This window comes from Roseateles sp. SL47, assembly GCF_026625885.1.
GTDB lineage: Bacteria > Pseudomonadota > Gammaproteobacteria > Burkholderiales > Burkholderiaceae_C > Roseateles.
This window is the reverse complement of the sequence record NZ_CP113068.1, coordinates 651,215-673,498: the sequence shown is the minus strand read 5'-3', so window position 1 is coordinate 673,498 and position 22,284 is coordinate 651,215. Positions and strand designations below refer to the sequence as shown.

Below are 22,284 nucleotides of genomic sequence, written 5' to 3'. Positions count from 1 at the left end.
CCCCACACCAAGCAGAACACGCACGATATGAAGAACTCTCTGAATCACGCCTACCGCCTGGTCTGGAACGAGGCCACCGGCGCCTACGTGGCCGTCGCCGAAACCACCCGGGCGCGCGGCAAGCGCGCCTCCGGCGCCGTCCGCTGCGCCGCCGCCGCCCTGGTGCTGGGCCTGGCAGGCCAAGCCGCGTCGGCCCTCGATGCGGGGACCTTGCCCACCGGCGCCACCGTGGCCGCCGGTGCAGCGACGATGTCGCAGAACGGCAGCGCGTTGAATGTCCAGCAGCAAAGCCAGAAGCTGGTCATCAACTGGAACAGCTTTGACATCGGCTCCGGCGCCGGTGTCACCTTCAGCCAGCCCAACAGCGCCTCCATTGCCCTCAACCGCGTCAACAGCGGCGTGCCCAGCCAGATCCAGGGATCGCTGACGGCCAATGGCAATGTCTGGATTCTCAACAGCGCCGGGGTGATCTTTGGCAAGACCGCACAGGTCAATGTGGGCGGCCTGGTGGCCAGCTCGCTGAATGTGTCGGACAACGACTTCCTGTCGGGCAACTACACCTTCTCCAGCAACGGCTCTGCCGGTGCCGTCACCAACGCCGGCAACATCCAGGCGACGGGTGGTGTGGTGGCCCTGATCGCCCCGGTGGTGCGCAACAGCGGCAGCATCCAGGCGTCCACCGTGGCCCTGGCGGCCGGTGACCAGGTCACCCTGGACTTCGGCGGGGACGGCCTGCTGAGCTTCACCGTGGATCGCGCCACCTTGGACGGCCTGGTGGAAAACACCGGCAGCATCCAGGGCGACAACGTCACCCTGAGCGCCCGCAGCGCCAGCACCGCGATGACCACGGTGGTGAACAACGAAGGCGTGATCGAGGCGACCGGTTTGTCTGACAACGGCGGCCGCATCGTGCTGGATGGCGGCAGCAACGGTGCCGTGCATGTCTCCGGTTCGCTGGACGCCAGCTCGTCGGGCGCCCAGGGCGGCCGCATCACCGTCACCGGCCAGCAGATCAGCTTGGATGGCGGGGCCACCCTCAATGCCAACGGCGCAACCGGCGGCGGCACCATCCAGGTGGGCGGCGGCTATCAAGGCGCGGACAGCAGCGTGATGAATGCCACCACCGTGACCGCCGACAGCACGGTCAAGGCCACCGCCAGCGCCACCGACAACGGGAACGGCGGCCAGGTGGTGTTCTGGTCCGACGACACCACCCGCTTCGCCGGCCGCATTGAAGTGCGCGGCGGTGCCAATGGCGGCGACGGCGGTCAGGCGGAAGTGTCAGGCAAGCAATCGCTGAGCTACAGCGGCGTCACCGATGCACGTGCTGACAAGGGCAACACCGGTGAACTGCTGCTGGACCCCGACACGGTCACCATCAGCGGTGGCAGTGGCTCCGGCGACATCTCCGGGAGCACCGTCTATGTGAATGATCTGGAAGCTCAGCAGGCCAACGTCACGTTGCAGGCCACGGGCAACATCACGATCTCCGACTTGAACCTGAACGGCGGCGATGGTCGGCTGACGATGCTCAACAACGTCAGTCTGCGGCTGGAAGCCGGCACTACGGGCTCGGGCTCCATCTCCTTTGCCAACGCCAGCAACACGGTGGAAGTGTTTGGCACCGGCAGCATCTACATGCAGGCCGGCTCCACCGGCACCGGCTACCTGACCAACATTGGCAACCTGATCGCCTGGGGCTCCGGCACCAATCCGACCACCTTGCCGACGCACTCGGTCAGCTCCGTGGGCAGCGGCACGCCGGGCGCCGGCTCGGTCACGCTGTATGGCGCCGACGGTGTCACCGTGGGCGGTTCGGTGACCACGAATGGCGGCTACGTGCGCATCTGGGCCGATTCGGACAACGCCAGCGGCGGTGGTCTGACCCTGTCCGCGCCGGTCACCACCAACGGCGGCAATCTCTACATCTCCGCCGGTACCGGTGAGATCTATCTGAACTCCAGCATGACGCTGGGCAGCGGCCGTCTCTACTTCAAGGCCGACGGCAGCTACACCACCGGCACCCGCTATCTCGGGGGTGTGCTCAGTGCCAGCGGTGATGTGGACATTGACACACCCTTCACCATGAACGCCGGCGCCAGCATCCTGACGGATGGCGTCATCACCTTCTCCAGCACGGTCAACCTCAACACCGGCAGCGGTGTGCTGACCTTGCGTGGCAGCGCCATCGATTTCACCGGCGCCACACTGAACAACCTGAGCACCGCCTCGATCCGACTGGAGCCTGCGGATGTCACCACCAGCATGGTGCTGGGCGACAGCACCGGCTTTGCGTCGGTGTCCCAGCTCTCGATGCTGCAAGGCATCAAGAACCTGACCATCGGCCGGGAAGACGGCACGGGCACCATCACGCTGGCCAACAACTTCAGTTTCAGCGCCACCGGCACATTGGAACTGGTCAACAAAAACATCGACATCAGCGCCGGTACGCTGACCAACACCACCGGCAACGTCACGCTGAGCGGTGACAACATCAACGTGGCACAGACCGTCACCGCCAATGGCGGTAGCGGCACCGTGACATTGCGTCAGGAAGGCGCTGGGACGGATCTGCACCTGGGCTCCACCTTGTCGAGCAGTTCCACCTCGGCCGTGAACGCAGCCACGCTGGTGGTCGGCCGTTCGGACGGCGGCGACGTGGTGTTTGATGGCGACATCAGCACCAATGCCTCCACTGTTCACATCATCAGCGGCGGCCATGTAGAAGGGGTGAACGGCGGCGTGTCGGCCGCCAATCTGGCGGTGACGGCCACTGACGGCGCCACGCTGACCAGCAGCACCTTCGACTTCACCCATCTGGCGCTGAATGTCGGCGGCGACACGCTGGTGCAGACCGGCAACACCAGCGGTTGGGGCCTGGGCACCGTCGACGGCGTGAATGGCCTGACCATCTCCACCACGACGCCCACCACGGTGACCCTGGTGTCCCAGGCGAGCCTGGGCCTGAACGCCGGCATCCAGCTCGGCGGCGGCGATGCCACCTTGAACCTGAAGGCCCTCAGCTTCGACGCCAGCGGCGCCACCGTGAGCGGCCAGAGCCTGGCCACGGTGAGCTTCGACACGGTCGATCAGAGCCAGGTGCTGACCGTGGGCGGTTCCAGCAGCGCGCTGACCCAGACCTCGCTGAGCAAGTTCAACGGCTCGCAGGACATCGTGATCGGCAGTGCCGGTACGACCCTGGAAGCGCAAGGCGCCGTGACCACCACCGTCGGCCATGAGCTGACCCTGGTGGGCGACTCGATGACGCTGCCCTATGCCATCACCGCCAACACCGGCAGCCTGCGCCTGCATGTGCTGACCGATGACCTGACCTTGAATGCACCGCTGACGGCCGGCAACACCGTCATCCTGCAGACCGCCGGCGGCGACATCACCGGCAGCACGGTGGTCACCGCCTCGAAGCTGGCGATCGAAGCCGGCAGCGGCGATGTAGCCCTGAGCGGCACCCAGCAAGTCAGCACCGTGGCCGCCCAGGCCGGTTCGCTGACGCTGACCAACGGCAAGAGCCTGACCGTGGGCACGGTGGACGGCGTGAGCGGCATCACCGTGGACAAGACGGTGGACCTGCGCCTGACCGGCAGCACCTCGGATCTGACGCTGGATCAGGCGGTGCACGCCACCAACAGCGGCGGCGCGACCACCGGCATCCTGCTGGCGTCCGGCCGCAACTTCATCAACAACGCGGGCGCCACCGCGCTTCAGTCGGATGCCGGCCGCTGGCTGGTGTACTCCACCTCGCCGTTGAACGACGTGCGGGGCGGGCTGAGCCCCGACTTCAAGCAATACCAGGCCACCACAGCCTCGACGGTGCTGGGCACCGGCAACGGCCTGCTCTACACCGTGGCACCCACGGTGACGGTGAGCCTGACGGGTTCCACCAGCAAGGTCTACGACGGCACCACGTCGGCCAGCCTGAGCGCTGGCAACTACACCAGCAGCGGCACCATCGACGGTGACGTGGTCACCTACAGCGTGACCGGCAGCGCGGAGTACGGCGACAAGAACGTGGCCACCGGCAAGCTGGTGAGCGTGGACGGGGTGTCGCTGACGGGTGCCAGCAATGGCGGTGTGGTGGTTTATGGCTACACCCTGACCAGCACCACGGCCAGCGGCAACATCGGCACGATCACGCCCAAGGCCATCGGTGCGGCCACCGGCAGCGTGCAGGACAAGGTGTATGACGGCACCACCACCGCCACGCTGGGCACGGTGAGCCTGAGCGGTGTGGTGGCGGGCGACGCCGTGGGTGTCAGCGGCTCGGGCAGCGCCAGCTTCTCCGACAAGAACGCCGGCACCAACAAGGCGGTGACCATCAGCGGCCTGACGCTGAGCGGCGCGGATGCTGCGAACTACACCTTCGACACCTCGGCGACGGCCAGCATCACGCCCAAGGCCATTGGTGCCGCCAGCGGCAGCGTGCAGGACAAGGTGTATGACGGCACCACCTCCGCCACACTCGGTACGGTGAGCCTGAGCGGTGTGGTGGCGGGTGATACCGTCAGCATCGGCGGCACGGGCAGCGCGAGCTTCACGGACAAGAACGCTGGCAGCACCAAGGCAGCGACCATCAGCGGCATGAGCCTGAGCGGCGCCGACGCGGCCAACTATGTGTTCGACGGCTCGGCCACTGCGGCCATCACGCCCAAGAGCGTTAGTGCGGCTGCCGGCAGCGTGCAGGACAAGGTGTATGACGGCACCACCACGGCCACCGTCGGCACCGTCAGCCTGAGCGGTGTGCTCGCGGGTGACAGCGTGTCCGTGGGGGCGGTGGGGAGCGCCAGCTTCTCCGACAAGAACGTCGGCAGCGGCAAGTCGGTCACCATCAATGGCGTGACGCTCAGCGGCACCGATGCGGCCAACTACGCGTTTGACACATCGGCGACGGCCAGCATCACGCCGCGCACGGTGGTGGTGAGCGCGGACGTGGCCACCAAGGTCTACGACGGCAACACCTCGGCCACGCTGAACTCGGTGAGCCTGAGCAACGTGGTGGAGGGCGATGATGTGGCTGCCAACGGTTCGGCCGCCTTTGCCAACAAGAATGCGGGCACGGGCAAGACGGTGAACCTGGACCTGCAGCTCAGCGGTGGGGATGCCGGCAACTACACCTTCCAGTCGAGCGCGTTGACCAGCACCGGAACGGTGACGGCCAAGGTGATCTCCGCCGGTGACGTGACCGTCACGACCAAGCTCTATGACGGCAGCACGGTGGCGCAGGTCAGTGGCGGCGCGCTGTCCGGCGTGGTGGCGGGTGACACGGTGAACACGACCCTGTCCGGCAGCTATGACAACGCGGCCGTGGGTGTGTCGAAGACGGTGACGGTGGACCTGGGCCTGAGCGGCACGGACGCGGCCAACTATCAGCTGGACAAGAGCCAGGTGACGACCAGCGGTGCCATCAACGCGAACCCGGCGACGGGCGCGCTGGACAGCCTGGTGGCCAAGGTCGATACGAGCAACGGGACCAAGGGCTCCGAGACCGGCGGTTCCAGCGGCGGTGGCCAGGGCGGCACCGGTTCGACCCTGCTGCCGGGCGCGGCGGGCACGACGGAACTGTTTGGTGACAGCGGCAATGGCGGCACGGGGGGCAACAGCAGCTCCGGCAGCAACGGCAGCGGCAGCGGCAGCAGTGGCAGCAGTGGCAGCAGTGGCAGCAGTGGCAACGGCGCGTCCGGCAACGGGAACGGCAGCGGTAGCGGTAGCGGTAGCGGCACTGACGGCGGTGGCTCTGCGGGATCCGGTAATGGCTCGGGCAATGGCTCGGGTTCCGGGTCTGGCACGGACACCGGCACGGGCACTGGCACCGGCACTGGAACTGGAACTGGAACTGGAACTGGAACTGGAACTGGAACTGGAACTGGAACTGGAACTGGAACTGGAACTGGAACTGGAACTGGCGGTGACGCTGGTTCCAGCAACGGCAACGGCAACGGTTCCAGCAACGGCAACGGTTCCGGCAACGGCAACGGTTCCGGCAACGGCAGTGGCAACGGATCCGGTGCTGGCGACGCCAACGGCAACGCCAACAGCAACGGCAACAGCAACGCCAACAGCACCAGCAACGGTGACGGCTCTGGTTCCGGTTCGGGTTCTGGGAACGGCAGCGGTGCAGGCTCCAACGCCGGCTCCAGCGCTGGTTCTGCAGCGGGCACCGGGTCGACGAGCAACTCGGGATCGCAAGGCCAGGCGGACGGCGGTGCTCAAGGCACCACTGCTTCTGCAACGACCGTCCAACTCACCACCGAAGGTGAATTCCGCACCGCCGATGGCGTCAGCGTGAGTACCGTCGGCGGCAGCGGCAGCGGCAGCGGCAGCGGCAGCAATGCCTCGACGGGTGCCAGCGGCACCGGAGCCGGCAATGACGCCGGGTCTGCGGGTGCTTCCGCTTCCACCGGTTCCACCGGCTCTGCCGATGGCAGCGCTTCGTCCGGTAACGGCAGCAACGGCGCATCGAGCGGCAGCAAGGGCAGCGGCAATGGCGCGTCCACGGTGACCGAAACCGTGATGCCGATCTTCGTGGCCGAGACCGACACTGCCCTCAGCTTCCAAGGCCAATATCGTGTGGTCGATCAAGGCACCAGCCTGTCGCTGCAGCGACAGGACGGCCAGCAGGGCAGCCAGCCGCAACTGACCGGCTCGGTGAGCGTCCGCACCCAGGCGGTCCTGCCGCTGGAAGGTGGCGACCGCGCTGTCATGCAGCTCACGCTGCTGGAAGACGGCACGCTGGTGGCCCTGGTGCCGGATACGCTGGCCTCCATGAGCCGCGACACACTGAGCGCTTATGCGCTGAGCGCGCTCAAGGCCGCGACGGGTGCCAGCGTCAACAAGGTGCGGGCTGTGGTGCTGCGCTTCACCGCCGCCAAGTAAGCGCGCCGACCCCGCCGGTGGCAACGCCTCAAAGGCGCCGCCACCGGCGATCAGGGGCCGAGGGGCATGGAACGGGGACACGTCAGCCAGCGTCCTCGGATTCCAACCAGACGCAGAGGGTTACCACAGCGTCCAGGGAGAGCAGGGGTCACCCCCTGCTCTCTTTTTTTTCGTCTGCGCCCGCCTGTTCGCTTGGCAAGCGCATCCACGCTGTACTGGCGGGTTTGCCGCCGATCTGTACCGGGCCGCGTCAGGGGGTTGCTGGCATAGTGGGCGTTCAGCCCCCAACGCCTTGGCGCGCCATGACGCTTCCGTTTCGCCATTTCCTGCTTGCCCTTGCCGTTGTCGCCATCTGGGGCAGCAATTTCGTGGTGATTCGCTGGGGGCTGAATGCGTTTCCCCCGCTGCTGTTTGCCGCCCTTCGCTTCACCCTGGCGACGCTCCCTGCCATCTTTTTGCTGCCGCGCCCCCAGGTCAGCTGGCGCAACCTGGCGGCGTACGGTTCGCTGGTGGGGGTCGCCCAGTTCAGTCTGCTGTATCTGGCCATGGGCTCACAGATCTCCCCGGGGCTGGCCTCTCTGGTCATCCAGACCCAGGTGTTTTTCACGCTGATGCTGGCCATGCGCACCAGCGGCGAGCGGGTGCAGCCCTTCCAGTGGCTGGCGCTGCTGATGGCGGCTTGCGGCATTGGCATCATCGCTTCCCATACCGACGGCTCCACCACGGTGCTGGGGCTGGCCATGGTGCTGCTGGCAGCGTTTTCATGGGCCAGCGGCAATGTGGTGGGAAAGAGGGCGGTGGGCGTCAACATGCTGGCCTACGTGGTGTGGAGCAGTGCCTTTGCCGCGCCGGCCCTGTTGGTGCTGTCTTTGGCCATGGAGGGCCCTCAACGCATCGCCACGGCTTTCAGCCATGCCGGCCTGGGCGCCTGGGGCGCGGTGATCTGGCAGGCGGCCGCCAACACGCTGTTTGGTTATGGAGCGTGGAGCTGGCTGCTCTCCCGCCATCCGGCGGCTACGGTGGTGCCGATGGCGCTGCTGGTGCCGATCTTTGGCATGAGCTGTTCCGCGCTGTTGCTGGGCGAGGGACTGCCGCCCTGGAAGTTGATCGCCGCCGCGCTGGTGATGAGCGGTTTGGCCATCAACCTGCTGTGGCCCCGCATGCGCCAGGCGTGGCGGCTGCGCTCTGCATGATGAAAGCCTTGCTCACGGTGCTGGTCATGGGGCTGTGCAGCCCTTTGGCGGGCTGGGCGCAGCGGCCGTCGCCGTCTCCGTCTACGGCAGGCGCTGCAGCCTCGGCGGTGCCTGGGGCCGCCGCCTCGGCCGCGCCCTCGGTGCGGGACCAGGAAATCGCTTCCTGCCGGCCCGGTGAATGGAGTACGTGGGGTGACGGTCGGGACCGCAGTGCGGTGTCTCGCCCCTTGCGCTTTGTGTACCGGCATGAGGCCGCACCGGAATGGATGACGGCCGCTCAGGTGCTGGCACTGGCGCAGCGGGCGGTGCAGGCGTGGTTGGCCTGCGGCGTGCCCGCCACCGTGCAGGCACTGCCCAAAGGCCGGGCGCCGGCCGATGAGGACATCCAGATTGTCTGGACCGACCTGGGCAGCCAGGGCCAGTTCGGCGTGGCCAATGTGAAGGCGCGTACGCTGTCACTGGGCCCCAGCCCGTTTCGCCTGCTGCGGCAGCGCAATCCACGGTATCCGTCCGATCAGACCTTGCAGATGGTGCTTTCGCATGAAATGGGCCATTTCTATGGAATGGCCGCGCACTCGCGGCGTTGTGTGGATGTGATGTCCTATTACGACGACGGCAAAGGCCACCGCTGCACCCTGCGCGACCCCTCCACCTGGGGCAGTGTCATTGAGTACCGCTCGATGCTGCCAACCGCCTGTGACATTGAACGGTGCCGGGCGCTGAATGGCACAAGCGCCTCAGTGGGGTCGGAATCTCGTATCCTTTCCCCATGAACACACACCGCCGATGGATGCTGCGCCGGATCGGCGCCCCGATGCTTGCGGCTGTTTGCCTGACCGCAGCTCCGGCCTGGGCCGAACTCCCCCGACAGAACCTGTGGGTGGAACTGCGCTGGGTGGATCAGGCGCTGAGCGGTGCGGCCGCCGCCGGCGTGCGGGATGGCAGTGTGGTGGTCAGCACCGGAGGATCGGTGTCCCCCCGAGGCGGCGTGACCCTCAGCACCGAGCGGCGCAGCCAGCGCGAGCAGTCGCTGCCCCGGTTGATGGTGCTGAATGGTCAGCAGGCCTCGGTGACACTCAATGAGGTGACCCCGCTGCAGTGGGTGGATATCGGGCTGGACCGGCAGCAAGGCCGCCAGGACCGCTACTACGTCGCCCCGCGCCAAGGGGTGGCGGAACGCTCCCGGGGCGTGACCGTCAAACCCTCCTGGTCGGGCGGGCGGTCACCGGTCACGGTTGAAATCCGGACCCAGGAGCAGACCGTCCGGCCCAGTGGTGCGGTCGACCCGAGCGGCCAGCCGCCGTCGGAAGATGCCAGCGTGCTCAGCACGGTGCAGGTGCCCCTGGGCCAATGGGTGACCATCGCGCGCTCGGGGAGCTATTACGCCGGCAGTTCGGCGAATCAATACAGCACACGGGATGCCGAAGTGCAGCGCATGAAGGAGCTGCAGGTGCGGGTGGATCTGGCGCCTTGAGCCTGGATGGCGCGTTGATACCACCGCGTTGCTGGGACGCAATGCAGCAAGTATCGTGCTGCATACCAGTCGTGGACTTGTGGTTAATTGGTATTTGACTGGTAGTTTTGATGCGATAGGCTCAGGCACTGTCCGTCCCGGAGTCTGATCGCATGTTCTGCCGCCGCCTTGCTGTTGATCCTTTTGTTCTGGCGTCCGGGCTATCGGCTCGCGTGTCCGTCACCGTGCGTGTGCTGGCTGTGGCGGTGGGAACTGCGCTCCCGCTTGCATCATGGGCCGCCAGCCCTGCACCCATCACAGCACCCGCCACTGCAGTGGCTGCGGGCCCTGAAGCGTCCGCCGCCGCCATCGCCACCGCCGTCTCTTCCTCCCCCGCCGCCGCCCCCGCCCCCGCCCCTTCCATTCTCTTCACCGGGAAGCCCCACCCATTCCCGGCCCTCCCGTCCGGAGTCGTTGGCGTCTACGTGCCGAACTGGATGCCGGAATCGCTCATCGACCCGGTGCCTCCCGGCAACCTCACCCACATCCTCTACGCCTTCCTGCGCCTCTGCGGTCCCGGCCAACTGGCCAAGGACGCGGCCCACTGCCACGGGCGGCCAGACTTCGAGCTGGCGGTCAGCCGCCTGGAAACCCGCTTCAACGAGGTGTTCACACGCTACAAACAGCGAGCGCCCCAGGTGAAAGTGCTGGCATCGGTGGGGGGCTGGGGCGGCTCCGACCCGTTCTTCCATCTGGCCAATGACCCGGCCCGGCGCGCCGTGTTCGTCGCCTCCGCCCAGCGTTTCCTGCGCGAGCATCCCGCCTTTGACGGCATCGACATCGACTGGGAGCATCCCGGAGACAACGGTTCCGCCCATGGTGTCCCGCTGGGCAGCCCGCAGGATGGTCAGGCCTATGCCGATCTGCTGACGGACCTGCGGCACGCCCTGGATGCCCTCGGCCAGGAGACGGGGCGCCGTTATCTGGTGACGATGGCGGTCAATACGACACAAGCCATCGTGCAGCGCATCAACTTCCGTCAGGCCGCGCCCGCACTCGATCTGGTCTTCATGATGACCTACGACTTCTACGGCGGCTGGTCGCCGGTCGCCGGGCATCACAGCACCCTGGCCAGTTCCGCCCCTGATGCGGACGACAGCCTGCTGCGCTCCATCCGCAATCTGCGCGAGGCGGGGGTGCCATCCGCCAAGATGGTGGCCGGTGTGGCGATGTACGGACGCGGTTTCACCGGCGTTCAACAGCCCCGCGCTGGCGCGGCCAAGACCGGTGTGTTTCCGGACGGGGAGGGCGCTACGCCGTATCGGGAGATTGCCGGCCGTCTGCTGGACCGGCAGGGGCGGGGCCGACGCGGCTACAAGGCGGTGTGGGACCCGGTCACGCAGGCCTGGTCGCTTTTCCATGCCGGCAATCACCAATGGCTGGGCTATGACGACCCCCGCGCGGTCTGGGCCAAGGCGCGGGCAGCGCGCGCCGAAGGTCTGGCCGGTGTGTTCGCCTGGGAATTGAGCCAGGACAACGGCGACCTGCTCAACGCCATGAATCTGGGGATGCGGGCACAGGGTGCCCAGAAAGAACCTGATCAGTAACCCGCCCGGCCCGTTCGCGCCCTACCATCACGGCATGACTGCATCTGCTTCCTTCCCAACTGCTGCCGCCAGCACCGCCCTTGAATCCGGCACCGCCGACATGCAGGACGTGGCCGGCCGTCGCCTGCGCATCGCCTTGATTGCCCACGATGGAAAAAAGGACGAGATGGTGGTGCTGGCCACCGAATTCGCCGGACTGCTCAAGCAGTGCGAGCTGGTCGCCACCGGCACCACCGGCTCGCGCCTGCAGGCGGAGGTGGGCCTGGAGGTTGAACGCATGCTGTCCGGGCCACATGGGGGCGACCTTCAGATTGGTGCCCGCCTGGCCGTGGGCGGTATCGATGCCGTGGTGTTCCTGCGTGACCCGATGACGCCCCAGCCGCATGAACCCGACATCAATGCGCTGGTGCGCGCCTGTGACGTGCATGACGTCCCGTGCGCCACCAACGTGTCCAGCGCGCGGCTGTTGCTGCGCGGGTTGATGGTTTGAGTTGAAGCGGGCCCCGCTGCGCCATGCCTGTGGCGGGCGGGATGCATCCCGTGATGAAGGGCAGACTCAGCGCGCCAGCGGCAACGGATAACTCGCCAGGCTGGCATGGCCCGACTTGGACAGGGCCTGCACACCGAAAATCAGGTTGTCCTTGGAGAGCGGGAGGGTGACCCGGGTCGCCATGCCCACATCCTTGGCGCCTTCCCACTGCTGGATGCCGCTGCGCCGCCACACCACCCGATAACCCGCCAGTTCCGGATCCTGGCTGGCGGCCCATTGCAGGGTGGTGTCGTTGGTCAGCTCGCGCGCATCAATGCGGGCGTCCTTCACCGGCGCCGGAGCCCAGGCCAGCGTGGCCAGCCCGGCCAGATTGACCCGGGCCACATCGGCCACATAAGCAAAGTCAACGAACTCCGGCAGGTCCCCATACACCACGCCCTTGTCGGAGCGCAGGTCCTGGTGCTGATGGCGGAAGTCCTCAAACGGCTCGCTGAAGCGCACGGCGGCATAACCGCGCTCCAGGAAGGGCAGGTGGTCCCCGCCGCGCAGATAGCGGTCACGGCGCTCGATCAGATCGACACTGAAGCCCGGCAGATAGCGCTCGCCCTGCGCCTTCAAATGGCGGGCGAACTGCTGCGTGGGCAGGTCGTCTCCCCCGCCGGCCACCGCCAGCGGCTGCAACTGCGCGCGGATGGCGGCGTTGGTGTTGGTCTCGTCATCACTTGGCGTGCGGTTGCTGCCGGTGTTCACCAACTGTCGCAGCACCGGGTCAAACCCGTCGGCAAACAGCCGCAGGCGCTTGGCGTCGTGTTGCCCACCGTCGCCATGGGAGCTGCCGATGATGTCGTTGGTGATCATCCCCTCCACATTCAGGTTGCGCGCCCTTGCCCGCCGCGCCCATTCCTGCGCCCCCAGCAGACCTTGCTCTTCCCCCGGCACGGCCATGAACACCAAGGTGGCATCGAACTTCTGCCGCGCCATCGCGCAGGCCATTTCCATCACGGCTGCCGTGCCGGAGGCGTCGTCATTGGCGCCCGGCGCCTCGCCCTTGGCATCCATCACATCGCTGTTGCGGGAGTCGTAATGGCCACTCACCACCAGCACCCGTTCACGCGGCGTGCCGGCGGAAGCGCCGGGCAGCGTGGCCACCACGTTCACCAGTTCGGTCGGCTGGCTCAGACGACGGCCGGCCGGCTCGATGAAGGCTTCCATCGTGACCTGCAATCGGCCCCCGGTGCGGGCGCTGCAGTCCCGCAATTGCCGCTCGATCCAGCGGCGGGCGGCGCCGATGCCGCGTGTGTCGCTCTGGGTCTCGGAGGCCGTGTGGCGCGTGCCAAAGGCGGCCAGCGTGCGGATGGTCTGCTCAATGCGGCTGGCGGATACCTCCGCCAGCATCGGTGCCACTCGCGGGTCCAGAGGATCCTTGCCGTTGGGATTGAAGCCCTTGGCGTTCTGGGCCAAGGCCCCGCCGGACAGGAGGACAAGGGTCAGGGCAGCGGCATGAGCCAGGGCATTTGTACGCATGGGCGGTTGAGGCGAAGCAAAGGTGGCGGAAGGGGAGAGCCGTCATGCCTGGCGAGCAGACGGTGCGCGCGGACGATGGCGCGCGGACGGCTGCTGCCAGGCGGGGTCAAGCTCAGGCGAGATGCTGCTTCAGGAACGCCAGCGAGCGGTCCCAGGCCAGTTGCGCGGCCTTGGCGTCGTACACGTCCGGCCGGGTGACATTGGAGAAGGCGTGGTCGGCTTCATACCGATGGATCTGCGGATGCAGGCCCGCGCCGGTCATGCGCGTTTCCAGTTCCTGCACCTTCTCCGGCGTGCACCAGTCGTCCCGGGTGGCGAAGTGGCCCAGGAAGGGCGGCTTGATCTTCGCCGGATCGGCGAACTCCGCCGGCGGAATGCCGTAATAACAGACCGCAGCGGCCACCTGCGGCACATGCACCGCCGCCGCGATGGTCAGCGCGCCACCCATGCAGTAGCCCATCACGCCGACCTTGGCGCTGCCGAGCTGATTCAGATGGTTCACCGCGCCCTGCAGGTCCTGCCGGGTGGCGTCGCCAAAGTCCAGGTCATTCATCAGATGGCTGGCTTCATCCGCACTGGAGGCCAGACGCCCGCGATAGAGATCCGGGGCCAGTGTGGTGATGCCGGCTTCGGCCAGGCGGTCGGCGATGTTCTTGATGTGCGGCGCCAGGCCCCACCATTCCTGGATCAGCACCAGGCCCGGTGCACCGGCACCGGCCGAGGCCAGCCAGCCGGCGCTTTTGCCGCCGTCCGGGCGGCTGAATTCGATCATTTGTCCCATGGGGTTCTCCATCGATCAGTTGCATCACCGGCGTCCCGGATGAAGGCGCCGGTCCGTATCATCAAGGTCCACAAGACGACCGCGATCAGCGGACGAATCCTGAGGAGGAATCAGTGAGTCTGCACGAGCAGTTGTACCAATGGACGGCCCAAGGTGGCCTCGATGCGATCAGCGCACGCCGCTTATGGCAGCTCAGCGGCGCCGGGCAGCCCCCCGCAGGCCTGTGGACCTGGCTGCGGCGCGGTACGGGCGTATTGGCCACCGGGCTGATCGGATTTGGGGTGATCCTCTGGGTCGCAGCCAATTGGGACACGCTGGGGCGTGCGGCGCGCTTTGGCCTGCTGGAGGGGTTGCTGGTGGTGAGCCTGCTGGGCGCGGCTGTGCGACCGGGATGGCGCGGGCCGCTGGGGCTGCTGGCCTTTCTCACCCTCGGCGGCCTGCTGGCCTATTTTGGTCAGACCTATCAGACCGGGGCCGATGCCTGGACGCTGTTTGCGCTATGGGCCGGTCTGGCCTTCCCCTTGGCGCTGGCGGTGGGGTCCGACCTGATCTGGACCCCCTGGGTGGTGGTGACCAGTCTGGCCATCCGCCTGTGGGTCGAGACCTTCGGCGGGCATGGCTGGCATTTCGAGGCCAGCACGCTGCCTGTTCATGGCGCCGGCTTGGGCGCCAGCCTGTTGCTGAGCCTGGTGATGGCCTGGCGGGAGGTGCGCACAGGACAACCGTGGGCGTGGCGCATGTCCGTGTTGACCGGCAGTGTGCTGGTGGTGACCTTGGCCCTGGGCAGTGTGTTCCACAAGGAGCTTGCACCGCAATTCTGGTGGAGTCTTGGCACCCTGATCGTGGCGCTTAGCCTGGCCTGGTGGCACCGTGAGGTGTACGCCATGAGCTTGCTGGCGCTGTCCCTCAACATCGTGCTGGTGGCCTGGCAGTTCCACGGCAGGCGCCTGGATTCGGTGGTTGATCTGCTGGTGTTGGGCGGCACTGCAGCGGTGTTGCTGGCGGGGAGCGTGCAGCTCATTGTGCGGCGCGTCCGCAGCACGGGGGTGCAAGGGTGAGCGCCCCATGGATGCATGAGGCCCAAGCGCAGGGCCTGATTGCGGGGGGTGCCAGTGCGGTGTCGCCTCGGCCCTGGCCCGTTGTGGCGTTGACCGGTCTGGCGGCCTGGATCGCCGTGGTGCCGCTGGTGGGCGCATTGGCCCTGTTGTTTGGCGCCAGTTGGGCGCAGGGCCCGAACGACTATTTTGTGGGGCTGCTGATGACGGGGCTGGGAGTGACGCTGTTGCGGGGGCAACAACGCTCCCTGTTCCTGGAGCAACTCGGCGTGCCCTTGCTGCTGACAGGGCTGGTGAGTCTGCTCCATGCCCTGGATCGCAGCCTGAGCGATCCGCAACTGGAAGCGGCGGGGCTGCTGATGTCGGTGGTGCTCATCAAAGCTCTGCCGCTGTCGTGGATGCGGCAACTGCTTGGCGCGGCGGCTGCCGTGCTGGTGATGATGCTGCTCTGGCATGTCACCGCCTTTGAGGGCGGCGCGCTGGAAGGCTGGGCGCAGGTACACGCAGCCATAGGGATCGGCCTGGGCTTGATGGCGGCTCAGCATCGGATCGGAGGCCACGCGCGTGGGGCTCGGTGGGCGGCCGTGATGGAACCGGCCCTGAGCGGATGGTGGGTGGTGCTGCTGCTGATGCTGATGTGGTTGGCCGGCGCCGCCTTTTTGGTGAGCGGCTCCCTGTCCATTCATTCGTGGGCGCAGACGGAAGGGGCTCGCACGGCGGGGGGCATCGATTGGGCGCGTGCCACCAGGGGCGGCGTGTCGGCGGCTCTGGTGCTGGCCGGGGCGGGCGGTCTGGTGCGCGCCTGGAGACCGGCCCAGGCCTGGCGGCTGCTGCCGCCCGTGGCAGTGATCGCCGCCGTGGCCACCCAGATGCCGGTGCTGGGCGGCTCGGTGGTGGTGCTGGCACTGATGCTGGCCACTCGCCGCTGGACCCTGGCCTTGCTCGCGGCCGTGGCGGCGCTGTGGGTCCTGGGCAGCTTCTATTACAGCTGGCAACTGCCGCTACAGGACAAGGCCTGGGTGATGGTGGGCGCTGGTGCCTTGCTGGCTGCCTGGGCGCGATGGATGGCGGTCGCGGCGCCCGCGCTTGCGGCGGTGGGCCTCGTGGGCGCGCTTCAAGCGCAGGCCGCTCATGGCACATCGGGCGCGTCGGGTGCACAGTGCGCTGAGGGCGTACAGAGCGCGCCGGGTGTACCCAGCGCAACGTGTGGATCTAGCCCCGCTGGCATACCGGCTCCGCTGTCACCTGCGCCTCGCCGATGGGCCCTGGCGGCCATCGGCGCTTTTGGCCTGCTGGTGCTGATCACGGTCAATCTCTTGATCCTGCAAAAGGAACAACTGATCGACGAGGGCCAGCCGGTGTTTGTGCGGCTCGCGCCGGTGGACCCCCGCTCGCTGATGCAGGGCGATTACATGCGGCTGAGTTACGCCCTGCCCGGCCTCAGCAGTTGGCGTGCCAACCGCCTGCTGTGGGGCCAGCGTCCCCGTGTGGCGGCGACCCTGGATGCGCGAGGCATTGTGCAAACCCCGCGCCTGCTGCAGCCGGGCGAGGCCGTGCCGGCCGGCATGGTGCTGTTGGAGCTCTCCCCCTCCGGCAGTGGCTGGACCTTCGTCACCGATGCCTGGTACTTCCGCCAGGGGGAGGAGCAGCGATGGTCCGCCGCGCGATATGGGGAATTCCGGCTGCTGCCGGACGGTCGGGCCCTGCTGGTGAACCTGGTGGGGGAAGATCTGCGGCCGCTCTGATCAAGGCGTGATCCAGCGGCCGAGGCGCCATGGGCGGACCGGCTCACCCTGGATGGACCCGGTCAATCCTCCTGCAAACCTTCGGGCTCACCCCCATCGATCAACAGGTCGATGATTTCACGGGCGAAGGCGAGGGCTTCTTCAGCGGTGGCAAAGTAGTAGTCCCCACCCAAGTCGGCGACATCGCCCTCCGGCCCGACATGCACCACCGACCAGCCCTCGGCCCCACCGCCGATGGCACACACGCCGAAGCTGCCCGCTGCAAGATCGCGGGCGGACCCGGAGGTGATGAAGATGTCTTTGCCCCGATGGGCGTAATAACGTTTAAGCACGAGGAGCTTTGATGAAGGCAATCTGGAACGGCGAAGTGATCGCCGAGAGCAATGACACCGTGGTGGTGGAAGGCAATCACTACTTCCCCGCCGCGTCCCTGAAGCGTGAATTCACCACCTTCAGCAATCACCGCACCTCCTGCCCCTGGAAGGGCCAGGCGCACTACTTTAGCCTGCTGGTCAACGGTGACATGAACCCGGATGCCGTCTGGTACTACCCGGAGCCCAGCGAAGCTGCGGCCGCCATCAAGGACCGGGTGGCCTTCTGGAAGGGCGTGCAAGTCGTCGATTGAGGTGGATTGAGGTGGATTGAGCTTGGGGCGGCTCAGCTGTCCCGGGGCCACAGCACCCAGAGACGCAAGGGCTGCTTCATGCGGCCGGCATTGGCTTCGGCCTGCTCGCCCCAGCCCCAGAAGAAGTCCGCCCGCACGGCGCCCACAATGGCGGCGCCGGTGTCCTGCGCCATCACCAGACGGCGCAAGGGGGTGGTGGAGAGCGGTTCGGTGGTGTCCAGCCAGACCGGTGTGCCGTAGGGGATGCTGGCCTTGTCCACCGCAATCGAGCGGCCAGGTGTCAGCGGCACGCCCTGGCCGCCCTTGGGCCCGACGGCCGGGTCCAGCAGCGGCTCTTCCCGGAAAAACACATAACGCGGGTTGGCCCACAAGGCATCCTTGAGCCGCTGCGGATTGCGCCGCGCCCAGTCCTTGATCAGCGGCCAGGACGCCTCCCCGGGCCGCAGTTCCCCCTGCGCCACCAACCACTGACCGACCGACCGGTAGGGCTGTTCGTTGTGGGCCGCAAAGGACAGTCGCACCCAGCGGCTGCTGCCATCCGGCTCCAGCAGCCGCAGGCGGCCACTGCCCTGGATCTGCATCACCAGCGCATCCAGCGGGTCCTGCACCCAGGCCAGGCTGAAGCGGTTCAGGCGGTTGCTGGTTTCGATCTGCTGGCGGGTGTCGTAGGGTTTGCGGGTGGACAGGTCCTGGGGCGGCGCCAGCAGGGGCACCCGGAACTCCCCGGCAGTCTGACGGCGCGCCTCCAGCTGCGGTTCGTAATAACCGGTGGCCAGGCCCTTGGCTTCGCCGTCCAGCGATTCCACCTGGTAGGGCTGCAGCCGTTTCATCAACCAGGTGGTGACCACCCAGTCGTCCGATGGGCGCAGGCGCAGCGCTTCGGCGCAGAACGACTGCCAGCCTGGCATCGGCCGCTCGCAGCCGCGCAGCAGGGCCGGCCACCATTCAAGCGCACGGTCCTGCCCCCAGCCGGGCAGTTCATTCCATTGCGCTTCCACCCAGCGGGCGCGGTCCCGCATCAGGCTGCGGCGCGGCGTGGTGTCCATGTCCCCATTGAGCAGCCGGGCTGGGTCCACAGGCACGCGGGCTGCCGGAGACGCTGGCACCGACGCGGGCGGCGCCATTGGGGCCCCGGGCGAGGCAGGCCGGCTCGCACCGGAGCCCTGCGTGGCCGGCCCGGCACTCCCGGGTTCCCGCACCACCGGCGGTGCAGCGCAGGCGGCCAGCAGGCCTAGAATCGTCAGCACCGCCGTGGGGCGGCAGGCACGAATCGGCCTGAGCAGGACGTTTCGATGGACCCCAGAGCCCGGGCGAAGGAGACCGCAATACATCATGAGCGTGATTCTGATGGAGGCCTTAGGCGCCTTGGCGCTGCTCGTTTTTATTGTCTGGTGGACCATGTTCTCCGGCCGCAAAGGCGGCGAACGCCCGGACGACCACGAGCGCTGATCATTCCTTGGGCGGCAGGAAGAAGCTGAGCGGCCGATTGCGGATGCGGCCCCAGATGGCTGCGCGCACGCGGCGGCGGTCCGCCAGCTTGATGCCACGAGACCGCAGCGCCACCCGGAAGGCCAGGGTGAAGCTCACGCCCACATTCAACAGGCCGGTGCCCAGGATGCCGATGACGCACAACCAGAAGGGCCAGTGCTTCACCACGTCCAGCCCCAGCGCGCCCGCAGCCGCCGCCAACTGTCCGGTGGAGAGCGTCACATGGCGCGCCTCCAGCGGCAGCCCGAAAAAGCCCAGCAGGGCCGGCACCAGGCCCAGCATCAGGCCCAGGCTGATGTTGGCTGTGAGCCCGGAGATGTTCTCGCGCCACCACTGCGACCAGCGGCGGGCGCGGTTGCTGCCCAGCACCGCAACGATGCGGGGATTCCAGGCAATGGCGCTGTCCAGCCGGAAGAAGACAAACCAGTTCTCCACCCAGCCGGCAATCAGGCTGGAGAGAAACAGCAGCACGCCGGTACAGGCCGCAAACAACAGCGTCGGGCCCAGCACGGTGAGGCTGTGCAGCACATATTCCGCCTCCTTCGCCCCCACCAGCGGCCGACCGAACACCAGCCCCGCCAGCAACTGCACCCCCAGCACCACCGGTGCGGCCAGGGCGAGGTTGCCGATGATGCCGGCGGTCTGGGAACGGAAGAGGTGGGCCACCTCATCCACAAAACTCTGCAGCCCCGATTCGCTGTCGATGTGGCGCAGCTTTTCTGCCAGCGCGGGTGCCGTCATGGCCGGCTGCTTGGTGGCCACCGTCCAGTGCAGCAGGTGGATGATCACAAAGCTGATCGCATAGTTGGCGCCGGCCCAGAAGCCCCCCCAGAAGGCGGACAGGCCCACCGCCATGATGGCGAACTTGGCAAAGGTGGTGCCGGCAATCACCACACCGCCGCCAGCGGCCCGGCGCAGCATGTCGCCATATTCCTCGCGGTTGCGGGTGATGTAGTGCTCGCCGGTTTCCGCGCTGCGCTCGGCCACCTTGCGGGCCAGCAGCGAATAGTGCCGGCCGAACAAGGTGCGGATGCTGCGGCGTTCATGCACCACCTGGACCAGGTTGCCCACCAGGCGCAGCAACTCCCGGCGCGGATGGGCCGCGAGCAGGCAGTCCAGCAGTTCCTCGATGCGGCGCAGACGGGCCTGCATCTGTTCCACACCAAACATCAGGTCCACCGAGACGCCGTGTTCTTCCAGATGGTCCGGCACCGACCCGACCGCCGTGCGGCATTCATCCAGCAGGGCGCGCAGGTATTGCAGCTGGGCGGGGAGATGGGTCCGGTCCTCGTCCTCCAGCGAATGTTCCACCCGCTCCCAGGCGGTTGCCAGATTGCGGAAGGGGCGGCTGACCAGGCGCCTGGAATCCATGCGCACCCGCAGCGCCCCGGAGAGACCTGCCGAGCGGACCGAACTCACCAGCACGGTGATGGCCGCGCGCATTTCGTCACGCCAGTCTCCTTCGGGCGCACCGGCAAACAGCAGGCTCAGACGTTCCAGCAGTTCATCGTCGATGGCGCGGATCCAGTCCGGATCGTTTTCGTCATGGAACAGCAACTCGAACAGTTCCGCCAGGTCGCGGGTGTCGGCCGTCATCGGCAGCAGGCGTCGGCGCAGGCGGCCCAGAAACTCGCCCCACAGGGCCATGCGAGGCGCAAAGCCAACCTCTGCAAACAAGCTGATCGCGTCGGTTTCCGCCCAGACGCTGGCCATCACACCCGCGAAGGCTTGGGCATGCTCCGGGTGGCGTTCCAGCAGGGTCAGCAGATGCTTGAGCCGCCGCACCGGCAGGGGGGTGTAGTCGGCGGCGGGGACGGCGTGGGCCGTCGCGGTGGGGGCGGCCCTGCCAGCTGTCGTGGGGTCGGCTGCCGGCGGCGCGGCACGAACGTCCTTCAACGGGGCCCGCCGCAGCCAGTCCACCAGGCGGACCAGCCAGAGATTGCGCTCCGCAAGCGGCGCCTGTGGATGCGCCGCGTTGAGCAGCGCGGTGAGATCCCAGCCGCGTTGCTTCAGCATCAGTGCAGCGAGCCGGCCTCGGCCAGCAGGAATTCCGGGACGTCGGCGTAGAACACCTGCGCCGCGTCGGTGACGCACAGGTAGCGGCCGCTCATGCTGCCCTGCTTGGTCGCGATCTGGGCCCAGGAGCTGTACTGAAAACGCTCACCCGGCTGCAGCAGCGGCTGATGGCCCACCACCGCCAGACCCTGCACCTCCTGGGTGTGGCCATTGGCATCGGTGATGGTCCAGTGCCGGCCGATGAGCTGGGCGGCCACGTCGCCCTGGTTTTCGATGGTGATGGTGTAGCTGAACGCATACTGGCCCCGCTCGGGGACGGTATGTTCGGCCAGGGGTTCCACGACCACGGTGCAGTGAAAGTGCGGATGTGCCATTGCGTCGATTCTAGGGTGGGCTTGGTTTATGCTGACCATCACACATTTGCAGAACCCATGGAGACACCCGAGCGCTCGGCTGATGCGACGCCCGCACACCGCTTGTCGCGGCGCGGTTGTGTGCTCCGTTTTTGCACCGGCGCGCTGGCCGGGGCGTCGGCCACCCTCTGGGCAGAGGCCGCCGGGGCCGCATCGGCGAGCCTGTCCCTGGCCGCCAGTCCTCCCGGGCCCTCCCGGGTGTTGCCGCCTCCGCCCCTGGGGGCGACCACCGTGTCGCCGGCCCCACTGACGCTGCGCAGCGCCGCCCAGAGCGGCTCGCTGCTCAAGTACGCCCCAGGCGACCGGGATCACCCCGGCCTGTGTACCGAGATCGCCGTGGCCCTGCAGCGGCTCGACCCTCATCTGCATCTGGAGGGCCTGGACCGGACGGTGCCGCTGCGGCGGCTGGAGCTGATGCTGGCCTCGGATGAACTGGATGTGTTTTTGTGCCTGCTGCCGTCGGAACGGCGGCGGGAGATGATGCGTTTTCTGCCGATTCCGCTGTATCGCGTTCGGCATGTGCTGATGGTGCGGGCGGGCACCCCGACGCCGCAAAGCTGGACGGCGCTGCGGGCGTTTGCCAGGCGCAGGCCCTTGCTGCTGGTGCAGGGCAGCCAGCTGGCGGTGACGCTGAAGCAGGCCGATGTGGCGCATGTGGAGGCGGCCCGCTCCGAAGTGGACGCGGTGCAGATGCTGCTGCGCGGCCGGGCCGATGCGGTGTATGGGCAGGATGTGGCACTGCGGCATGCGGTGCGGCTGTCCGGTGTCCAGGGCGCCCTGATCGAATTCGGCCCCCATGCGTTTGACGAGCAGCCCCAACTGGCCGCCGTCTCCCGCCGCCTGCCCGAACCGGCGGTGGAGCGGCTGACGGAGCGGCTGCGTCAGCTGCAGGCCAGCGGTGAACTGGGCCGTATCGTGGATCGTTACCGCTGAGCGCCTCCACCATCGCCCGCATCCCGACGCCAATCCCACCGGCCTTTCTACAATCACGGTCTTTCCGGTTCCA

General features: G+C 67.4%; 16 protein-coding genes. 10 read left to right on the top strand and 6 right to left on the bottom strand.

The genetic code is table 11. The features are described 5' to 3' along the window. Positions 1-27 precede the first annotated feature (27 nt). From OU995_RS02900 to OU995_RS02875, 6 genes are all read left to right on the top strand, one after another. Positions 28-6,888 carry a YDG domain-containing protein gene (locus tag OU995_RS02900; protein WP_267833858.1) on the top strand — a complete coding sequence of 2,287 codons (6,861 nt, stop codon included), beginning with the start codon at positions 28-30 and terminating at the stop codon, positions 6,886-6,888. A 302-nt stretch (positions 6,889-7,190) separates the two neighbouring features. Beyond that, positions 7,191-8,081 carry an EamA family transporter gene (locus OU995_RS02895; RefSeq protein WP_267833856.1) on the top strand — a complete coding sequence of 297 codons (891 nt, stop codon included), beginning with the start codon at positions 7,191-7,193 and terminating at the stop codon, positions 8,079-8,081. Next, the gene (locus tag OU995_RS02890) at positions 8,078-8,854 is read left to right on the top strand and encodes a hypothetical protein (protein ID WP_267833855.1); all 777 of its coding nucleotides are present in this window, start codon (positions 8,078-8,080) and stop codon (positions 8,852-8,854) included. The genes OU995_RS02895 and OU995_RS02890 overlap by 4 nt, the downstream gene beginning before the upstream one ends. Then, positions 8,851-9,555 (top strand): hypothetical protein, encoded by a 705-nt coding sequence (locus OU995_RS02885; protein WP_267833853.1) that lies wholly within the window; start codon positions 8,851-8,853, stop codon positions 9,553-9,555. Before OU995_RS02890 ends, OU995_RS02885 begins: the two co-directional genes overlap by 4 nt. 152 nt (positions 9,556-9,707) lie before the next feature. After that, complete coding sequence (locus OU995_RS02880; protein ID WP_267833852.1) at positions 9,708-11,141, top strand: glycoside hydrolase family 18 protein; 1,434 nt, start codon at positions 9,708-9,710, stop codon at positions 11,139-11,141. 100 nt (positions 11,142-11,241) lie between these two features. Beyond that, positions 11,242-11,631 (top strand): methylglyoxal synthase, encoded by a 390-nt coding sequence (locus OU995_RS02875; RefSeq protein WP_267836156.1) that lies wholly within the window; start codon positions 11,242-11,244, stop codon positions 11,629-11,631. Between the two features lie 66 nt (positions 11,632-11,697). Here the strand turns inward: OU995_RS02875 and OU995_RS02870 are convergent, their stop codons facing one another. Both OU995_RS02870 and OU995_RS02865 read right to left on the bottom strand, forming a co-directional pair. Then, complete coding sequence (locus OU995_RS02870) at positions 11,698-13,155, bottom strand: M28 family peptidase (RefSeq protein ID WP_267833850.1); 1,458 nt, start codon at positions 13,153-13,155, stop codon at positions 11,698-11,700. A gap of 112 nt (positions 13,156-13,267) precedes the next feature. Then, entirely contained in the window at positions 13,268-13,936 is a 669-nt protein-coding gene (locus tag OU995_RS02865; RefSeq protein WP_267833849.1) for a dienelactone hydrolase family protein, read from the bottom strand. 113 nt (positions 13,937-14,049) lie between these two features. Here OU995_RS02865 and OU995_RS02860 point away from each other — a divergent pair, with 113 nt between their 5' ends. Together OU995_RS02860 and OU995_RS02855 are read left to right on the top strand one after the other, a co-directional pair. After that, positions 14,050-14,994, top strand: coding sequence for a DUF2157 domain-containing protein (locus OU995_RS02860; RefSeq protein WP_267833848.1), 945 nt, complete (start codon positions 14,050-14,052; stop codon positions 14,992-14,994). A gap of 11 nt (positions 14,995-15,005) precedes the next feature. Then, complete coding sequence (locus tag OU995_RS02855) at positions 15,006-16,736, top strand: GDYXXLXY domain-containing protein (protein WP_267833845.1); 1,731 nt, start codon at positions 15,006-15,008, stop codon at positions 16,734-16,736. Between the two features lie 62 nt (positions 16,737-16,798). Here OU995_RS02855 and OU995_RS02850 read toward each other — a convergent pair whose 3' ends face one another. Further along, positions 16,799-17,068 (bottom strand): hypothetical protein, encoded by a 270-nt coding sequence (locus tag OU995_RS02850; protein ID WP_267833843.1) that lies wholly within the window; start codon positions 17,066-17,068, stop codon positions 16,799-16,801. Between the two features lie 11 nt (positions 17,069-17,079). Between OU995_RS02850 and OU995_RS02845 the strand changes: the two genes are divergently transcribed. Further along, entirely contained in the window at positions 17,080-17,361 is a 282-nt protein-coding gene (locus tag OU995_RS02845; RefSeq protein WP_267833842.1) for a DUF427 domain-containing protein, read from the top strand. A 32-nt stretch (positions 17,362-17,393) separates the two neighbouring features. Here the strand turns inward: OU995_RS02845 and OU995_RS02840 are convergent, their stop codons facing one another. The 3 genes from OU995_RS02840 to apaG form a co-directional block, all read right to left on the bottom strand. Next, complete coding sequence (locus tag OU995_RS02840; protein ID WP_267833840.1) at positions 17,394-18,608, bottom strand: murein transglycosylase A; 1,215 nt, start codon at positions 18,606-18,608, stop codon at positions 17,394-17,396. A gap of 202 nt (positions 18,609-18,810) precedes the next feature. Continuing rightward, positions 18,811-20,865, bottom strand: a complete 2,055-nt coding sequence (locus OU995_RS02835; RefSeq protein ID WP_267833838.1) for a site-specific recombinase — start codon at positions 20,863-20,865, stop codon at positions 18,811-18,813. Continuing rightward, positions 20,865-21,239, bottom strand: coding sequence for a Co2+/Mg2+ efflux protein ApaG (gene apaG / locus OU995_RS02830; RefSeq protein ID WP_267833837.1), 375 nt, complete (start codon positions 21,237-21,239; stop codon positions 20,865-20,867). Before apaG ends, OU995_RS02835 begins: the two co-directional genes overlap by 1 nt. 57 nt (positions 21,240-21,296) lie before the next feature. On the opposite strand from apaG, the gene OU995_RS02825 reads away from it, so the two are divergent. Next, positions 21,297-22,211, top strand: coding sequence for a substrate-binding periplasmic protein (locus tag OU995_RS02825; protein WP_267833836.1), 915 nt, complete (start codon positions 21,297-21,299; stop codon positions 22,209-22,211). Positions 22,212-22,284: the final 73 nt, after the last annotated feature.

Excerpts from the sequence above, each read along its gene's own strand:
- OU995_RS02900 (WP_267833858.1), top strand. The coding sequence starts at position 28 with ATGAAGAACTCTCTGAATCACGCCTACCGCCTGGTCTGGAACGAGGCC.
- OU995_RS02895 (WP_267833856.1), top strand. The coding sequence starts at position 7,191 with ATGACGCTTCCGTTTCGCCATTTCCTGCTTGCCCTTGCCGTTGTCGCC.
- OU995_RS02890 (WP_267833855.1), top strand. The coding sequence starts at position 8,078 with ATGATGAAAGCCTTGCTCACGGTGCTGGTCATGGGGCTGTGCAGCCCT.
- OU995_RS02885 (WP_267833853.1), top strand. The coding sequence starts at position 8,851 with ATGAACACACACCGCCGATGGATGCTGCGCCGGATCGGCGCCCCGATG.
- OU995_RS02880 (WP_267833852.1), top strand. The coding sequence starts at position 9,708 with ATGTTCTGCCGCCGCCTTGCTGTTGATCCTTTTGTTCTGGCGTCCGGG.
- OU995_RS02875 (WP_267836156.1), top strand. The coding sequence starts at position 11,242 with ATGCAGGACGTGGCCGGCCGTCGCCTGCGCATCGCCTTGATTGCCCAC.
- OU995_RS02870 (WP_267833850.1), bottom strand. The coding sequence starts at position 13,155 with ATGCGTACAAATGCCCTGGCTCATGCCGCTGCCCTGACCCTTGTCCTC.
- OU995_RS02865 (WP_267833849.1), bottom strand. The coding sequence starts at position 13,936 with ATGGGACAAATGATCGAATTCAGCCGCCCGGACGGCGGCAAAAGCGCC.
- OU995_RS02855 (WP_267833845.1), top strand. The coding sequence starts at position 15,006 with ATGCATGAGGCCCAAGCGCAGGGCCTGATTGCGGGGGGTGCCAGTGCG.
- OU995_RS02845 (WP_267833842.1), top strand. The coding sequence starts at position 17,080 with ATGAAGGCAATCTGGAACGGCGAAGTGATCGCCGAGAGCAATGACACC.
- OU995_RS02835 (WP_267833838.1), bottom strand. The coding sequence starts at position 20,865 with ATGCTGAAGCAACGCGGCTGGGATCTCACCGCGCTGCTCAACGCGGCG.
- apaG (WP_267833837.1), bottom strand. The coding sequence starts at position 21,239 with ATGGCACATCCGCACTTTCACTGCACCGTGGTCGTGGAACCCCTGGCC.
- OU995_RS02825 (WP_267833836.1), top strand. The coding sequence starts at position 21,297 with ATGGAGACACCCGAGCGCTCGGCTGATGCGACGCCCGCACACCGCTTG.